We start from the raw sequence: 14228 nt of genomic DNA, 5'->3' as shown, positions 1-14228 counted from the left end.
CCCTTGCCACTTGCGGGACTCGTCACTACCTTCACCGCGACATCTGATGCGTCGTCAGAAATATCGGAGGTGCCGGCGTCCCCGGCCCCGGTCCGCGCCCGGCCGGACACGGGACGGGCCCGCGCCCCGGCCGGACCGGACCAGGAGTCGCCGATGCCATGCCCAGCGTTGCCCGAGGGATTCGACTTCACCGACCCCGACCTCTACCAGTCCCGCGTCCCGCTCCCGGAGTTCGCCCAGCTGCGGCGCACCGCGCCCGTGTGGTGGAACGCCCAGCCGCACGGCATCGCCGGGTTCGACGACGACGGCTACTGGGTGGTGACCCGCCACGAGGATGTCAAGGAGGTGTCCACGAAACCGGACATCTTCTCCGCGCACCTCAACACCTCGATCATCCGCTTCCACCCGTCGATGACCCGCGACCAGATCGACGTACAGAAGCTGATCATGCTCAACATGGACCCGCCCGAGCACACCCGCGTCCGCCAGATCGTGCAGCGCGGCTTCACCCCGCGCGCCATCCGCGCACTGGAGGACGCGCTGCGCGACCGGGCCGCGAAGATCGTCGCCGAGGCGCGCCGCCGCGGCTCGGGCGACTTCGTCACCGACATCGCCTGTGAACTGCCCCTCCAGGCCATCGCCGAACTCATCGGCATCCCGCAGGACGACCGGGCCCGCATCTTCGACTGGTCGAACAAGATGATCGCCTACGACGACCCCGAGCTGGCCATCACCGAAGAGGTCGGCACCAACGCGGCCATGGAACTGATCTCGTACGCGATGAACCTCGCCGCCGACCGCAAGGAGTGCCCGGCCAAGGACATCGTCAGCCGGCTGGTCGCCGCGGAGGACGAGGGCAACCTCGGCTCGGACGAATTCGGCTTCTTCGTCCTGCTGTTGGCGGTGGCCGGCAACGAGACGACCCGCAACGCGATCACCCACGGAATGCACGCCTTCCTCACCCACCCCGAGCAGTGGGAGCTGTACAAGCGCGAGCGCCCGGACACCGCGGCCGAGGAGATCGTGCGCTGGGCGACGCCGGTGGTCTCCTTCCAGCGCACCGCGACCCGGGACACCACCCTGGGCGGCGCGCGGATCGCGAAGGGCCAGCGGGTCGGCATCTTCTACTCGTCCGCCAACAACGACCCCGAGGTCTTCGACCACCCGGAGTCCTTCGACATCACCCGCGACCCGAACCCGCACCTCGGCTTCGGCGGCGGCGGCCCGCACTTCTGCCTGGGCAAGTCGCTGGCCGTACTGGAGATCAACCTCATCTTCCAGGCCATCGCCGACGCCATGCCGGACATCTCCCTCACCGGCGCACCGCGCCGGCTGCGCTCGGCATGGCTCAACGGCGTGAAGGAACTGCGGGTGCAGTACGGGTGAAGGGGCGCCGCCGGTCGGCCGGGTGGTGACGGCCCCGCGCGGTGCGGGGCGCGGCGATTCGGCCACGGGCGGCTGCGGAGTCGTCCGAAACCCGTCCCGCGCCCGACCTTGCCAGCGCCCATGGGCGGAATTACATTCAACTCGCCGGTAACACCCGGCAGTACAGCGCACCGCCCGTACCGCCCGCCCGGCGCAGCCCGCGCCGGCGGTCCGCCCGGCACAGCGCGTTCGGCACCGCTCAGCGCTGCATACCACCGCGCCGCCCGCTCCGCCCCGCACGGCCTCCCCCACGCGCCACCGCCCCGGCCCCGCACGTCCGGCCGCACCACCGGGGCACCCGGCCGTCCGGCCCGTACCGCCCGTTCCGCCGTAACGCCCGTATGCAGCGACCTTGTTCGCCCCCCACGTGATCGACAGCGCGCGCCACCGCTCTTCGAAGGGGACACGTCATGAAGGACGCACACGGCAGACACGTCACGGGACGCATCAGCTGGCGAAGGTTCGCCGTGCTGTCCGTCCCGGCGCTCGCCGGCACCGCCGCGCTCGGCATCGCCCTGGCCAACGGAGCCCTGGCGGCCTCGTTCGCCGTCTCGGGACAGCAGTTCAAGGTCTCGGCCGACCGCCTCCAGGGCGACGGCTTCGCCCAGTACGGCAGCGTGGACGCCAACGCCAGGGGCGACCTGCTGCCCGTCGCCGTCACCGCCATCAAGTCGGCCGAGCTGCACAGCCTGTGCCAGTCGGTGGTCACGCACCTGCCGGTCATCGGCGACATCTCGCTCAACCTCAGCGCGGGCACCGGAAAGACGCCGGTCAAGGCCGACGACCTCTTCGTGGACGCCACCCAGCTGTCCGGCAACGCGTCCTTCCACCGCATCGAGATCGGCCGGGACGCCTCCACCCTCACCAAGGGGCCTGACGGCGCCCAGGGCCTCCAGGACCTGTTCGCCCAACAGGCCGACGACGTCACCATCGATCACCTCCGGCAGACCGCCTGGGCGACCAACGCGGGCACGTTCCGGCTCACCGGGCTGAGTATGAAGATCTCCAAGGGCAAGAAGGAATGCTTCTGACATGGCGGCCGGGATCCGGTCCCGCCTGCGGCGCTGGCGCACCGGCCGCCCGTTCTGGGGCGGACTGGCTGCGGTACTGGCCGGCGCGGAGATCTGCGCCATCCCGCTCGCACCCCTGAAGATCATGCTCCAGCAGGGCATCGCCGGCATCCCGTCGGTGCTGATGGGCCTGGTGATGATCCTGATGGGCCTGTCGGCCTGGTTCGCGCCGTACTACCGGGGCATCGCCGGCGTCCTGACGGTGCTGTTCTCGGCCGCCGCGCTGGTGATGTCCAACCTCGGCGGCTTCCTGATCGGCACCGTGCTCGGCATCATCGGCGGCGCGCTGATCTTCGCCTGGCAGCCGCTGCCGGCCGCCGACGACACCGAACCGGGCGGCCCGGCCCAGGACACCGGCCCCGCGAGCGCTCCCGGAGAGCCCGCGGCCACCGCCTGACCGGCCGTCAACATCCCGCCCGGTTCACGACGGCCCCGTACGCGTACCGCCACGCGCTCGTACGCGTACGGGGCCGTCGTGCCCGCGCACTTCCCCCTCGCGCCCGGCATCCCGGGCCACCGCAGAAGGAGACCTGACATGAGATCCGACATGAGAACCGCGACGAGATCCGCGATGACGCGCCGCCCCCGCCGCGCACGCACCGCGCTCACCGCCGCGACCGGCATCGCGGCGGCCCTCGGGCTCTCCCTGGCGATGGCCGGTCCGGCGGGTGCGTCAACGGCCGCCGCCGCGCCCACGACCGTGGCACCCGCAGGGCACGGCTTCAGCGCCGCGCTCACCGGCACCTCGACCTTCTCCGCCGGGTCGGTGACCGTGACCTGTACCGCCTCCGGATCCACCGGCCAGGTCCCGGCGGCCCCCGGCAACCACAACGCGGCCGGGCCGGTGAGCAGCGCCATCTCCGCGCCCACGTACGGCTCCTGCACCACGAGCATGCCGGGGGTCGGCGCCACCGTCACCACGACCGGCGACTGGGGCGTGGCCATGCAGAACGGTGCGCAGGTGACCGCCGGTCTCGCCATGCCGTCGGGCGGCTTCGTCCTGAAGACCAGCGGCCTGGCCAACTGCACGGTGACGGCCGCGCCCACGGCGGCGGCGACCGTCAGCGGCAGCTGGACCAACGGCGCGCCGTCGACCCTGAAGTTCACCGACGCGGCGGTGCCGGTGAAGGTGGAGGGCGGTTTCGGCTGCCCGACGACGGCGACCAGCTCGAAGTTCAACGCCACCTACAAGGTCACCGACACCACCGATCCGGCGTCTCGGATCACCGTCACCGGCTGAGCCGTCCGGCCGTTGTCCTCAGCGCGCGGTGAGGACAACGGCCACCGCCGCGGCCGCCGCCACCGCGACGCTGCCGGCGGCGAACGCGGTGAACAGCCGCCTGCGCAGCACCTGGTAGACGCCCGAGTACTCGGCCCGCAAGGAGGCGCTGCGGGTGGCGATGCGTTGCAGGTACGCCTTCGACAGTTCCGCCTGGTCCTGACAGTAGAGGCGTTCGACCTCGGCGCGCTGGCTGTCGGTGAGCCAGGGCAGCCCGGCGCAGAAGGCTTCCGCCCGCGTGCGCGCCCGGCTCTTCTCCGCCTCCCAGAGCAGATACCCCTCGATTTCGTTGATGGCTTCGTCGGTACGCATCGTGCCGCTCACCTCGCCCATGCCGCTCGGATTGCTCAGGTCGCTCACCCCGCTCCCGCCGCTCATACCCGGGCGCTCCGCTCACCGTCGCGGTCCAGGGCCGCACGGTCGCCCTGCCCCAGCGCGTCGCCCTCCGCGGCGATTTCCGGGTGGTGCAGGTCGAATGCCGGGGATTCGGAACGAATACGGGGGAGGGAAAGGAAGTTGTGCCGCGGGGGCGGGCAGGAGGTCGCCCACTCCAGCGAACGGCCGTATCCCCAGGGGTCGTCGGCCTCCACCTTCTCCCCGTATTTCGCGGTCTTCCAGACGTTGTAGAGGAACGGCAGCATCGACAGGCCGAGGAGGAAGGAGAAAATGGTGGAGACGGTGTTGAGCGCGGTGAATCCGTCGGCCGCCAGATAGTCGGGGATGCGGCGCAGCATTCCTTCGGCACCCAGCCAGTGCTGGACGAGGAACGTGCCGTGGAACCCGATGAACAGCGTCCAGAACGTGATCTTTCCGAGCCGTTCGTCCAGCATCTTGCCGGTGAACTTCGGCCACCAGAAGTGGAATCCGGAGAACATCGCGAAGACGACGGTGCCGAAGATGACGTAGTGGAAATGGGCGACGACGAAGTAGGTGTCCGTGACGGCGAAGTCCATGGGGGGCGAGGCGAGGATGACGCCGGTCAGGCCGCCGAAGGTGAAGGTGATCAGGAAGCCGATCGCCCACAGCATCGGCGTCTCGAAGGACAGTGAGCCCTTCCACATCGTGCCGATCCAGTTGAAGAACTTCACGCCGGTGGGCACCGCGATGAGGAAGGTCATGAAGGAGAAGAACGGCAGCAGCACGCCGCCGGTCGCATACATGTGGTGCGCCCAGACGGTGACCGAGAGGCCGGCGATCGAAATCGTCGCCGCGATCAGGCCGACGTAACCGAACATCGGCTTCCGCGAGAACACCGGTATGACCTCGGAGATGATGCCGAAGAACGGCAGCGCGATGATGTAGACCTCGGGGTGCCCGAAGAACCAGAAGAGGTGCTGCCAGAGCAGTGCGCCGCCGTTCGCCGCGTCGAAGACGTGCGCCCCGAATTTACGGTCCGCTTCGAGTGCGAAGAGCGCGGCGGCGAGTACCGGGAAGGCCAGCAGGACGAGTACGGCGGTCAGCAGCACGTTCCAGGTGAAGATCGGCATGCGGAACATGGTCATGCCGGGTGCGCGCATGCAGATGATCGTGGTGATGAAGTTGACGGCGCCGAGGATCGTGCCGAATCCGGAAAAGGCGAGGCCCATGATCCACATGTCGCCGCCGACACCCGGTGAATGCACCGCGTCGGTGAGCGGCGAATAGGCGAACCAGCCGAAGTCCGCCGCGCCTTGCGGCGTGAGGAATCCGCCGACCGCGATCAGCGACCCGAAGAGATAGAGCCAGTACGCGAACATGTTCAGCCGCGGGAAGGCGACATCGGGCGCGCCGATCTGCAACGGCATGATCCAGTTGGCGAATCCGGAGAACAGCGGCGTCGCGAACATCAGCAGCATGATCGTGCCGTGCATCGTGAATGCCTGGTTGAACTGTTCGTTCGACAGGATCTGATGGCCGGGCCTGGCCAGTTCGGCGCGCATCAGGAGCGCCATCAGGCCGCCGATGGCGAAGAACGCGAACGAGGTGACGAGGTACATCGTGCCGATGGTCTTGTGGTCGGTGGTCGTCAGCCACTTCACGGGTTGTTTCATGCCTGCTAGGTGTCCGGAGCCGTCGCTGACATCACTCCTGCGGCCTTCCGGAGGCCGTGTGAAGGATCACCGGAGGAGGGTGTGAAGATCGGGGGCATGCCGGACACCAACGGATCATGAGCACGGAGGAAGCCTTCGCCGATGCCTATCGCACGCACTACTGGGCGGTCAGCCGCTTCGTGGCGCGCCGGCTGGACGGGCAGGCAGACGAGGTCGAGGAAGTGGTCGCGGAGGTCTTCTCCATAGCCTGGAGACGCCGCGCCGACCTTCCCGACTCACCCCTGCCCTGGTTGTACGGGGTGGCCAGGAACTGCCTGGCCAACACGGTGCGCGGGCTCGGCCGCTACCGGCGGCTGCTGAACCGCATCGGCAACCACGAGGTGGCGCACCGCCGGGGGACCGTGGAGAGCCCGGACGCCGAACGGCCCGGCTCCTGGGTGCACGAGGCGCTGGCCCGCCTCTCCCCCGCCGATCAGGAGGTGCTGCGGCTGACGGCCTGGGAGGAACTGACCATCGAGGAGCTGGGCGTCACCCTCGGGTGCAGCCAGAGCGCGGCGGCGATGCGGCTGCACCGGGCCCGCGGCCGGCTCCGTACGCAGATCGACCGGATGCGGGCGACGGTGTCCGTGCAAGCAGGAGGCTACCGCGATGCGTGACGACGAACTGGACCTGCTGCGTGCCGTCGATCCCGTCTCGTCCCACGAGGGCCCGTGGCGCGAGCGGCCGCTCGACCACCGGGCCGAACGCGCCCTGAACCAGCTGCTGTTCAGCACCCGCCGCCGGAAGGTGCGCCGCCTTCTCGTGGTGCGCGCCGAGGCCGCCGTGCTCGCGATCGTCGCGGTGCTCGCGTACACCTTCTCCGGCCCCGGAGCGCAGGCGGCCGTCGCCGTGCCGACCGCCCTTCACCTGCGCACCGACGCACCGTCCGTCTCGCTGAACGTCCTGGCGCACCGGGCCGCGGCCCTCGCGAAGGCCGCCGGCCCCGAGGACGGACCGCGCCGGGGCAGCCACGTGCAGAGCTGGTACATGAGCATGGAGTCCGGCCCGGACGCGGCGCCTCCGGTCACCGTTCCCGAGGAGCGGATCACCCGGTGGAACGCGGACGGCGGCGGCTCCGAGATGGTGGTGGCGACCGATCCGCGGCACCCCGGCCGCCCTGTGATCCACGCCGACGAGGACGGCCACTGGCACACCGTCAACGACGGCAAGGTGCTGCACCACAAGGTCTACCCGGCGGGTTCCGAGGCCCAGCACGGCGGCCTCGCCTCCCGCACCCGGCCGCCGACGAACCCCGACGGCCTGCGCGAACTCCTCGGCATGCTCTACGGAAGCGGCACCGGCGACACCCCGCAGCTGCTCCAGGCGCTGTCCTCGTACCGGCAGGAGTGGACGCCGGGACCGCGCGAGACCGCCGCCATCGTCGAGCTGCTGGCCTCGGCCGACGGCCTGCGCCCCGCCGGGATCGTCACCGACCGGCTCGGCCGCCGCGGCCAGGCGTACGTCTACACCGGCCACGGCGGGTCGATGGAGGGCGCCCGCCAGATGATCATCCTCGACCCGCGGACCGGCACCCTGCTCGGCAACGAGATCACGGTCACCAAGGACCTCCCCGACTACAAGATCAAGGCGGGCGAGGTGATGTCGTACGAGGCGTGGATGCCGTGACGACCTGGGGAGGGCGGGCGGCCGCCTCGTCAGTGGCCGAGACGGCGCAGCGCCTGCTCCGGGTAGCGCGCGCCCGCGACGGCCGTGTCCGGCACGGCGGCCCGCAGCCGTGCGGCCTGCCCGGCAGTCAGCTCCACGGCGGCCGCCCCGGCGTTCTCCTCGACGTACCGCACCCGCTTCGTCCCCGGGATCGGCACGATGTCATCGCCCTGCGCCAGCAGCCAGCCGAGCGCCGCCTGCGCCGGGGTCACGCCGATCTCCCCGGCGATCCGCCGGACCTCGGCCACCAGCACGAGATTGCGGGTGATGTTGTCGTCCGAGAAGCGGGGCCAGCGGCGGCGGTTGTCGCCATCGGTCAGCTCATCGCGCGAGGCCAGCGCCCCGGCGAGCATGCCGCGCCCGAGCGGCGAGTACGCCACCACGGAGATCCCCAACTCCCGGCAGGTGGCGAGCAGTTCGCCCTCCACCACGTCCCGCGTGAACAGCGAGTACTCCACCTGCACCGCGCTGATGGGATGGACGGCGTGCGCGGCCCGCAGGGTGGCCGCGCTCACCTCGGAGAGCCCGAGATGCGCCACCTTCCCGGCCGCGACCAGCTCCGCCATCGCCCCGACGGTGTCCTCTACGGGTGTGCCCGGGTCGCGCCGGTGGGCGTAGTAGAGGTCGATCCGCTCGACGCCGAGGCGGCGCAGCGACGCATCGCAGGCGAGCGGTACGTACGCGGGCGAGGTGTCGACCCGGTCGACGCGCCCGGAGGCGGCATCGTGCCGCAGCCCGAACTTCGTCGCCAGAAAGACGTCCGCACGCCGCCCGCGGTCGCCCAGCCACCCGCCCACCAGTTCCTCGTTGGCGCCGCGCCCGTACGCGTCGGCCGTATCGAGAAAGGTGACGCCGAGCGCCGCCGCCCGGTCGAGCGTACGGAGCGCCTCGTCCGCGTCGGCCGGCCCGTAGGCGACCGACATCCCCATGCACCCGAGCCCGATCGCGGAAACCTCCGCCGGGCCACTGCCGAGCCTTCGCGTCTTCATCACGCGAGCGTAACGGAGCGGACGGCCCCTGGCAGCTGCCGGATTGGCCGTGGAGCGGCCCGAGTTGGCGTGACACCACGATGCGGGACCGCGGCGGCCCGGCGCCGAAGCACCTGCCCCGGCGCACCCCCGGGTGGCGGCCCGGCGCCGCCCGGCGGATCCTTGAGGGACGCGACGATCCATCGGCGCGGCGGCGAGGAGCGCCGCCGCGCCGTTTTTCGTGCGCGGCGGCCTGCGCAACGGACCAAAGCCAACCGTGACGCGGCTCACACGCCCCCCTCGCCTCCCCCGTGCCACCCGTCACAACGGCGCGCGGTTGCGGTCATTCGCCGCGATAAGGATCACAGACAAAGGTCCCGCCCAAGGCTTTGCAAAAACGCGTTTGCCCTGCATGGAGCGGGTATACGGCCGACTGCGCGGTCAACCGTGCACCGTCCGTGATGACCGGGTCTGCCCCTATGGTCGACTTTCGCCCGTCACGCCATGACGGGTATTTCCCTGTAGTCGACCCAGAGAGCGCAGGCGAGCGAACACGTGCCGACGCAGTCCCCCGTCGCACCCGAGCCCCTACCCGGCGGCAACCGCAAGAGCGCCGCACCCGATCCGGAAACGCGGTCCCAGGGCCGTTCCGCCGGCGAGTCGACCTCCGAGGTCACCGTCGTCGAACCCGCGATGGTCAAGCGTGCGGTGTCGGCTGCTGCGCTCGGCAATGCGATGGAGTGGTTCGACTTCGGCGTCTACAGCTACATCGCGGTCACGCTCGGCAAGGTGTTCTTCCCTTCCGGGGATCCGACCGCGCAGTTGCTGTCGACGTTCGGCGCATTCGCCGCGGCGTTCCTCGTGCGCCCCATCGGCGGCATGGTCTTCGGCCCGCTGGGCGACCGGATCGGCCGGCAGAAGGTCCTCGCCATCACCATGATCATGATGGCGGCCGGCACCTTCTGCATCGGCCTGATCCCCTCGTACGCCTCCATCGGCGTGGGCGCGCCCATCCTGCTGCTGGCCGCCCGCCTCGTCCAGGGCTTCTCGACCGGCGGTGAGTACGGCGGCGCGTCCACCTTCATCGCCGAGTACGCGCCGGACAAGAAGCGCGGGTTCCTCGGGAGCTGGCTGGAGTTCGGCACCCTGGCGGGCTACGTCGGCGGTGCGGGCCTGGTCACGCTGATGACGGCGCTGCTCTCCTCCGAAGACCTGCTCTCCTGGGGCTGGCGGATCCCGTTCCTGATCGCGGGCCCGATGGGCATCATCGGCCTGTACCTCCGGATGCGTCTGGAGGAGACCCCGGCGTTCGCGCAGCTGGAGAAGGAAGCGCGGACGAAGGAGAAGGAGCGCCGGGAGGCCGAGAAGCGGATCGGCATCCGGGAGATGATCTTCGGCCAGTGGCGCTCGATGCTGCTCTGCGTCGGCCTGGTCCTGGTCTTCAACGTCACCGACTACATGCTGCTGTCGTACATGCCGAGCTACCTGACGTCGGAGCTGAAGTACGACGAGACCCACGGGCTGCTGGTCGTGCTCGCCGTGATGGTCGTGATGATGTGCATCCAGCCGTTCGCCGGACGCCTCAGCGACCGCTTCGGCCGCCGCCCGGTGATCGCCGCCGGCTGCCTCGGCTTCCTGGTCCTCTCGGTGCCCGCGCTGCTGCTGATCCGGCAGGGTTCGCTGGTGGCCATCGCGCTGGGCATGACCGCGCTGGGCCTGCTGCTGGTCTGCTTCACCTCGACGATGCCGTCCACGCTGCCCGCGCTCTTCCCGACGAAGGTGCGCTACGGCTCGCTGTCGATCGGCTTCAACATCTCCGTGTCGGTCTTCGGCGGCACGACCCCGCTGGTGGTCACCGCGCTGATCGGCGCCACCGGCAACCGCATGATGCCCGCCTACTACATGATGGCCGCCGCCGTCATCGGCGGCGTCGCCGTCTGGCTGATGTCGGAGAGCGCCCGCAAGCCACTGCCCGGCTCACCCCCGGCCGTGGAGACGGAGGCGGAGGCCGTGGAGGTCGTCCGCACCGCACGACGCGCAACGGCCGCGTCGACGGCCTGATGAGGGGCCGCCACGCGAGGCGGTGAGGAAGTACCTGCGGGAGCCCGGTGCGGATACGCACCGGGCTCCCGCGCGTTCCGGGGCGCCAGGTCCTGTCGCCGCCCTCGCAGGATGCAGTTCCCGGTCCTGCCGCCCAAGTGCACAGCAAATCAACCGCTGTTGGGACTCTCGTCGGCAGCGAGGTGAGGGAACCGTAACAGCGCCCACCGGACGCAACCCGGGGAGCGACCCGCTCATCTGGACGGTTGGCGGGAAGCGGGGGCGCCTTCGGGGGCCACTTCTGCTCGACCGTCACACCGTGAGTGATCGAAGACATGCTCAGTGGATGTCACATCGGGGAGATCCACGGAAGGGAAGTCCATGACCAGGACGACGAAGACCGAGACGAAGACGCGGAGCCGCCGGCGTGTGGCCGTGACCGGCGCACTGGGGGTGGCCGCACTGGCACTTGCTGCCGTGCCCGCACACGCCAAGGGCGCCGTGGACCTCACGGCGCCGCACACGGCGGCTGTCGGCAAGACCTTCACGGTCACCGCGCACGGGAACGACGACGCCGCCTCCTACATGCGGATATGTCTGGAGGACCGCAGCGGTGGGCACGCGTGGCACCAAGTGGCCTGCGGTGCCACGGTCGCCAGAGACGCGGGCACGGAGGCACGGGTCGCGGCTCACACGAAGGGCGCGCATCGCGGCTCGCTGGAATTCCGTGCGGTGATGTACGGGCTGACCAGCCCGCACGCCCACCCCGTGCGTTGGAGGACCTCGAACGTGGCTACGGTCCAGGTGCGCTGACAACGCCCGTGGCCCCGGGCCGTGGTGAGCATCTGCCACTCGGCCCGGGGCCACGATCACCGCGCGCCACCCGCGGGCACGGCGCACCTCCACGCCACGGGCCACCGAAGCCGAGACGAGGTCGATCCACCACGGCCATCGCTCGGCAGGTCGAAGCGGTGTCCCGCCGTCCACTCCTGGCAGTCCTCATCCAGCACGTAAGCGTCCCTGGCTTCGAAGTGCCACGCGCTGTGCCGGGCTGGGTGACGCTCAACATGGCCGAGCTTGCGGCCCGATCACCTCGACACGCCACCAACTTGCACGAACTTGTAGCCGACCTCGTCACAGGCGCTGCCGATCCTGTACGGGGCGCCGGGACCTGCTCCCCCGGCCGGGCACGGCATGGGGCACGATGGGCGGTATGAGCATCGTGAAGATCAACGCACTGACCGTGCCGGCCGAACAGCGTGAGGTTCTGGAGCAGCGCTTCGGCGCCCGCGCCGGGACCGTCGACTCGTCGGACGGCTTCGAGTGGTTCGAGCTGCTGCGGCCGGTCGAGGGCACCGACCAGTACCTCGTCTACACGCGCTGGCGCGACGAGGAGTCGTTCCAGGCGTGGATGGAGGGCCCGATGAAGGCCGCGCACCAGGGCGGCGGCGAGGGCGGCGAGCGGCCCAAGCCGGCCGCATCCGGTTCGACCCTGTGGTCCTTCGAGGTCGTGCAGCAGGCCGGTCCGAAGCAGGGCTGAGCCCGGCGGCCGCCCCGTCCCGGGGTGTGCTCATCGGGAGCACACCCCGGGGTGGCCGGCGAACAGCCCGCAGCCATCGGTACGGCGGCAGTCGGGCAGGACGACCAGTTCGGCGAGCGGGCCGAGCCATTTGATCCACACCACGAGACCGCACAGATCCCGCACGACGGCGTAGTGCGGGCCGCCGTGGACAGTGGGCAGGACGCACCACCCGAGATCGAGTTCCGGTGCGGCATGCCGTCCCCCTTCGACTGCCAGCGCGGTCTCCGTCAGGGCGGGAGTGAGCTGGTAGTCCCCTCTCCAGCACGTCGGCGGGACGGCCTCCACGGCTTCCTTGATGTCGAACAGGCGAGGCGGAACGGGAGCCCCGGCGGCCGGTGGACGCCGCACGGGGGCGCGCGGAACGGGGTCCGAGCCGACCGTACGACCCGAGCCGACCGCCCGTGCATCGTCAGCGGTCATCGCTCCCCCGCAGCTCCACCGGGAACGCGTCGTGCTGCGGGTGCCGCCGGAGCAACACCCGGCAATCGACGGCCTTGCTCGCATCTCCCGCGCGTTCGGCGGCGGACAGTTCAGCGGTGAGCCGCTCGCACTCCGGGCAGCCCACGGCATCGTCACGGCGGCTCATTCCGGCCTCCCCAACGCGCGGAACCGCGCCCGTCGTTGACCGTCCGCACGGACCTGCTCACGGAGGCGGGCGAGCACCGGGCTGTCGGTCCGATCCCGCTGGACATTCGGCGGAGCCTTGAGCGAACAGTCCGGGTCGGGACACTCGCACGGCCCGTAATCACAGGGGTTGGGAGGCAGCGGATCCCGCTCCGCTTCACCGGCGTTCACCACTCCGCTCCCCTGTCGCATTTCGGATCGCAGCCTCTCCGGACCGGCCAAGATCTCTTGCAGGATCTTCCACGTCGGCGGGACGAACAGGCCCCAGCAGACGTGCGGCGGTTCCTGTTCCTCCGGGGGGCCGTTCTTTCCGCGCACGGCCGCTCCTCTCTGTAGTGCTACGACTACTCAGGGGGCTCAGCGTGACCTAGGCTCGGGCCGTCTTCAACGTTCCTGAAACGGAGGGCACATTGGTAAACATCAAGGAGTTGAACCCGGACAGTTCGCCCCAGGCAGCCTTCGGTGCGCGCCTACGCAGCGCGCGCGAGGCACGTAGCTGGAAGCAGGACGAACTAGCCGCGCAGGTCGGCTACTCGGGCCGACACATCTCGGCAGTGGAAACCGGCCGTAAGCCGCCAACTCTCCGCTTTTCGCGGGCCTTAGACGTGGTCTTCGGGTTCACCGGGACCGCGGACTCGTTCGAGCGTGCATGGGGAGAGATCCGCAACGGCAGTCTGCTGGAGGGCTTCCCGGAGTACCTGGGGCAGGAGGCGCGCGCGGCAGAGATCCGGTTGTTTGAAGTCGGGACGATCCCCGGATTGCTCCAGACACCGGAGTACGCGGGAGCCCTGGAGGAGGGCAACGTGAAGCGGGGAACGCTCAGCCCCGACCAAGCGTCTGAGCGGGTCTCATTCCTGGCGGAACGGCAAGCGGCTCTGATGCGGCCCGTCCCGCCCATAGTCATCGTGGTCTTGGATGAGAGCTGCATCCGGCGCCTGATCGGAGGCGCCGGGGTCATGGAACGCCAGCTGTCCCAGCTCGTCGAGTTCGCTGAACGGCCAAATACCGTACTCCAGTTGGCCCCATACACCCTGGGCGAGCACCGCCCGTTCAACCGGGTCGTAAATCTCTTGACCCTGCCGGACCGGTCCGTGGTTTCCTACGTCGAGTCCGAAACCCACGGACGCTTGGACAGAGAGATCACATCCGTGCTGCCGCTGGTGAGGGCCTACCATCAGCTACAGGCCGAAGCGCTTTCCCAGGCGGACTCAGTGGCCGTGATCGAGCAGGCACGAAAGGGCACCCCGTGACGACCGACTCCCTCCCCCTCATCTGGTTCAAGTCCTCCTACAGCGGCGGCAACGGCGGCACCTGTGTCGAGTGGGCGCCCGCGCATGCGACGACCACGGGGATAGTTCCCGTCCGCGACTCCAAGAACCCGAGCGGTCCCGTCCTCAACGTCCCCGCCGACGCGTTCTCCTCCTTCGTCTCAGGCGTCAAGGCCGGAGAGTTCGGCACCGTCTGACCTGGCCTCACCTCCCGACGCCGGAGCCCGCCCACACGGCG

Annotated in this window: 16 protein-coding genes; 11 read left to right on the top strand and 5 right to left on the bottom strand. The window is 70.0% G+C overall.

Going from position 1 to position 14228, the window contains the following annotated elements; genetic code table 11:
* Positions 1-153 precede the first annotated feature (153 nt).
* The 4 genes from LIU39_RS06640 to LIU39_RS06625 all read left to right on the top strand — a co-directional run bounded on the left by LIU39_RS06640 (position 154) and on the right by LIU39_RS06625 (position 3735).
* Positions 154-1386 carry a cytochrome P450 gene (locus LIU39_RS06640; protein WP_227045619.1) on the top strand — a complete coding sequence of 411 codons (1233 nt, stop codon included), beginning with the start codon at positions 154-156 and terminating at the stop codon, positions 1384-1386.
* Between the two features lie 449 nt (positions 1387-1835).
* Complete coding sequence (locus LIU39_RS06635; RefSeq protein ID WP_227045618.1) at positions 1836-2456, top strand: DUF6230 family protein; 621 nt, start codon at positions 1836-1838, stop codon at positions 2454-2456.
* A gap of 1 nt (position 2457) precedes the next feature.
* A complete protein-coding gene (locus LIU39_RS06630) occupies positions 2458-2892 on the top strand; it encodes a DUF6114 domain-containing protein (protein ID WP_372463817.1) in 435 nt (144 codons plus the stop codon).
* Between the two features lie 138 nt (positions 2893-3030).
* Positions 3031-3735, top strand: a complete 705-nt coding sequence (locus LIU39_RS06625; RefSeq protein WP_227045617.1) for a hypothetical protein — start codon at positions 3031-3033, stop codon at positions 3733-3735.
* Positions 3736-3753: 18 nt separating this feature from the next.
* On the opposite strand, the gene LIU39_RS06620 is transcribed toward LIU39_RS06625, so the two are convergent.
* Positions 3754-4152, bottom strand: a complete 399-nt coding sequence (locus tag LIU39_RS06620; protein WP_308409350.1) for a hypothetical protein — start codon at positions 4150-4152, stop codon at positions 3754-3756.
* Positions 4149-5804, bottom strand: coding sequence for an aa3-type cytochrome oxidase subunit I (ctaD, locus tag LIU39_RS06615; RefSeq protein WP_308409349.1), 1656 nt, complete (start codon positions 5802-5804; stop codon positions 4149-4151). The genes LIU39_RS06620 and ctaD overlap by 4 nt, the downstream gene beginning before the upstream one ends.
* 116 nt (positions 5805-5920) lie before the next feature.
* On the opposite strand from ctaD, the gene LIU39_RS06610 reads away from it, so the two are divergent.
* A complete protein-coding gene (locus tag LIU39_RS06610; RefSeq protein WP_227045616.1) occupies positions 5921-6460 on the top strand; it encodes an RNA polymerase sigma factor in 540 nt (179 codons plus the stop codon).
* Positions 6453-7469 carry a CU044_5270 family protein gene (locus LIU39_RS06605; protein WP_227045615.1) on the top strand — a complete coding sequence of 339 codons (1017 nt, stop codon included), beginning with the start codon at positions 6453-6455 and terminating at the stop codon, positions 7467-7469. Before LIU39_RS06610 ends, LIU39_RS06605 begins: the two co-directional genes overlap by 8 nt.
* A 29-nt stretch (positions 7470-7498) precedes the next feature.
* On the opposite strand, the gene LIU39_RS06600 is transcribed toward LIU39_RS06605, so the two are convergent.
* Complete coding sequence (locus LIU39_RS06600; RefSeq protein WP_227045614.1) at positions 7499-8497, bottom strand: aldo/keto reductase; 999 nt, start codon at positions 8495-8497, stop codon at positions 7499-7501.
* Positions 8498-9031: 534 nt separating this feature from the next.
* Here LIU39_RS06600 and proP point away from each other — a divergent pair.
* The 3 genes from proP (at position 9032) to LIU39_RS06585 (ending at position 12056) form a co-directional block, all read left to right on the top strand.
* A complete protein-coding gene (gene proP / locus LIU39_RS06595) occupies positions 9032-10537 on the top strand; it encodes a glycine betaine/L-proline transporter ProP (RefSeq protein WP_227045613.1) in 1506 nt (501 codons plus the stop codon).
* 360 nt (positions 10538-10897) lie between these two features.
* A complete protein-coding gene (locus LIU39_RS06590; protein ID WP_227045612.1) occupies positions 10898-11329 on the top strand; it encodes a hypothetical protein in 432 nt (143 codons plus the stop codon).
* Positions 11330-11729: 400 nt separating this feature from the next.
* Complete coding sequence (locus LIU39_RS06585) at positions 11730-12056, top strand: antibiotic biosynthesis monooxygenase family protein (RefSeq protein WP_227045611.1); 327 nt, start codon at positions 11730-11732, stop codon at positions 12054-12056.
* A 30-nt stretch (positions 12057-12086) separates the two neighbouring features.
* Here the strand turns inward: LIU39_RS06585 and LIU39_RS06580 are convergent, their stop codons facing one another.
* Positions 12087-12518 carry a hypothetical protein gene (locus LIU39_RS06580; RefSeq protein WP_227045610.1) on the bottom strand — a complete coding sequence of 144 codons (432 nt, stop codon included), beginning with the start codon at positions 12516-12518 and terminating at the stop codon, positions 12087-12089.
* Positions 12508-12684: a hypothetical protein gene (locus LIU39_RS06575; protein ID WP_227045609.1), complete on the bottom strand. Its 177-nt coding sequence runs from the start codon at positions 12682-12684 to the stop codon at positions 12508-12510. Before LIU39_RS06575 ends, LIU39_RS06580 begins: the two co-directional genes overlap by 11 nt.
* A 448-nt stretch (positions 12685-13132) precedes the next feature.
* Here LIU39_RS06575 and LIU39_RS06570 point away from each other — a divergent pair, with 448 nt between their 5' ends.
* On the top strand, positions 13133-13972 hold the full coding sequence (locus LIU39_RS06570) for a helix-turn-helix domain-containing protein (RefSeq protein WP_227045608.1): 840 nt from the start codon (positions 13133-13135) through the stop codon (positions 13970-13972).
* Complete coding sequence (locus tag LIU39_RS06565) at positions 13969-14187, top strand: DUF397 domain-containing protein (protein WP_227045607.1); 219 nt, start codon at positions 13969-13971, stop codon at positions 14185-14187. Before LIU39_RS06570 ends, LIU39_RS06565 begins: the two co-directional genes overlap by 4 nt.
* The last annotated feature ends 41 nt before the right edge of the window (positions 14188-14228 follow it).

The organism is Streptomyces pinistramenti (assembly GCF_020564935.1).
GTDB classification, from domain to species: Bacteria; Actinomycetota; Actinomycetes; order Streptomycetales; family Streptomycetaceae; genus Streptomyces; species Streptomyces pinistramenti.
This window is presented reverse-complemented; position numbering and strand designations above follow the sequence as displayed.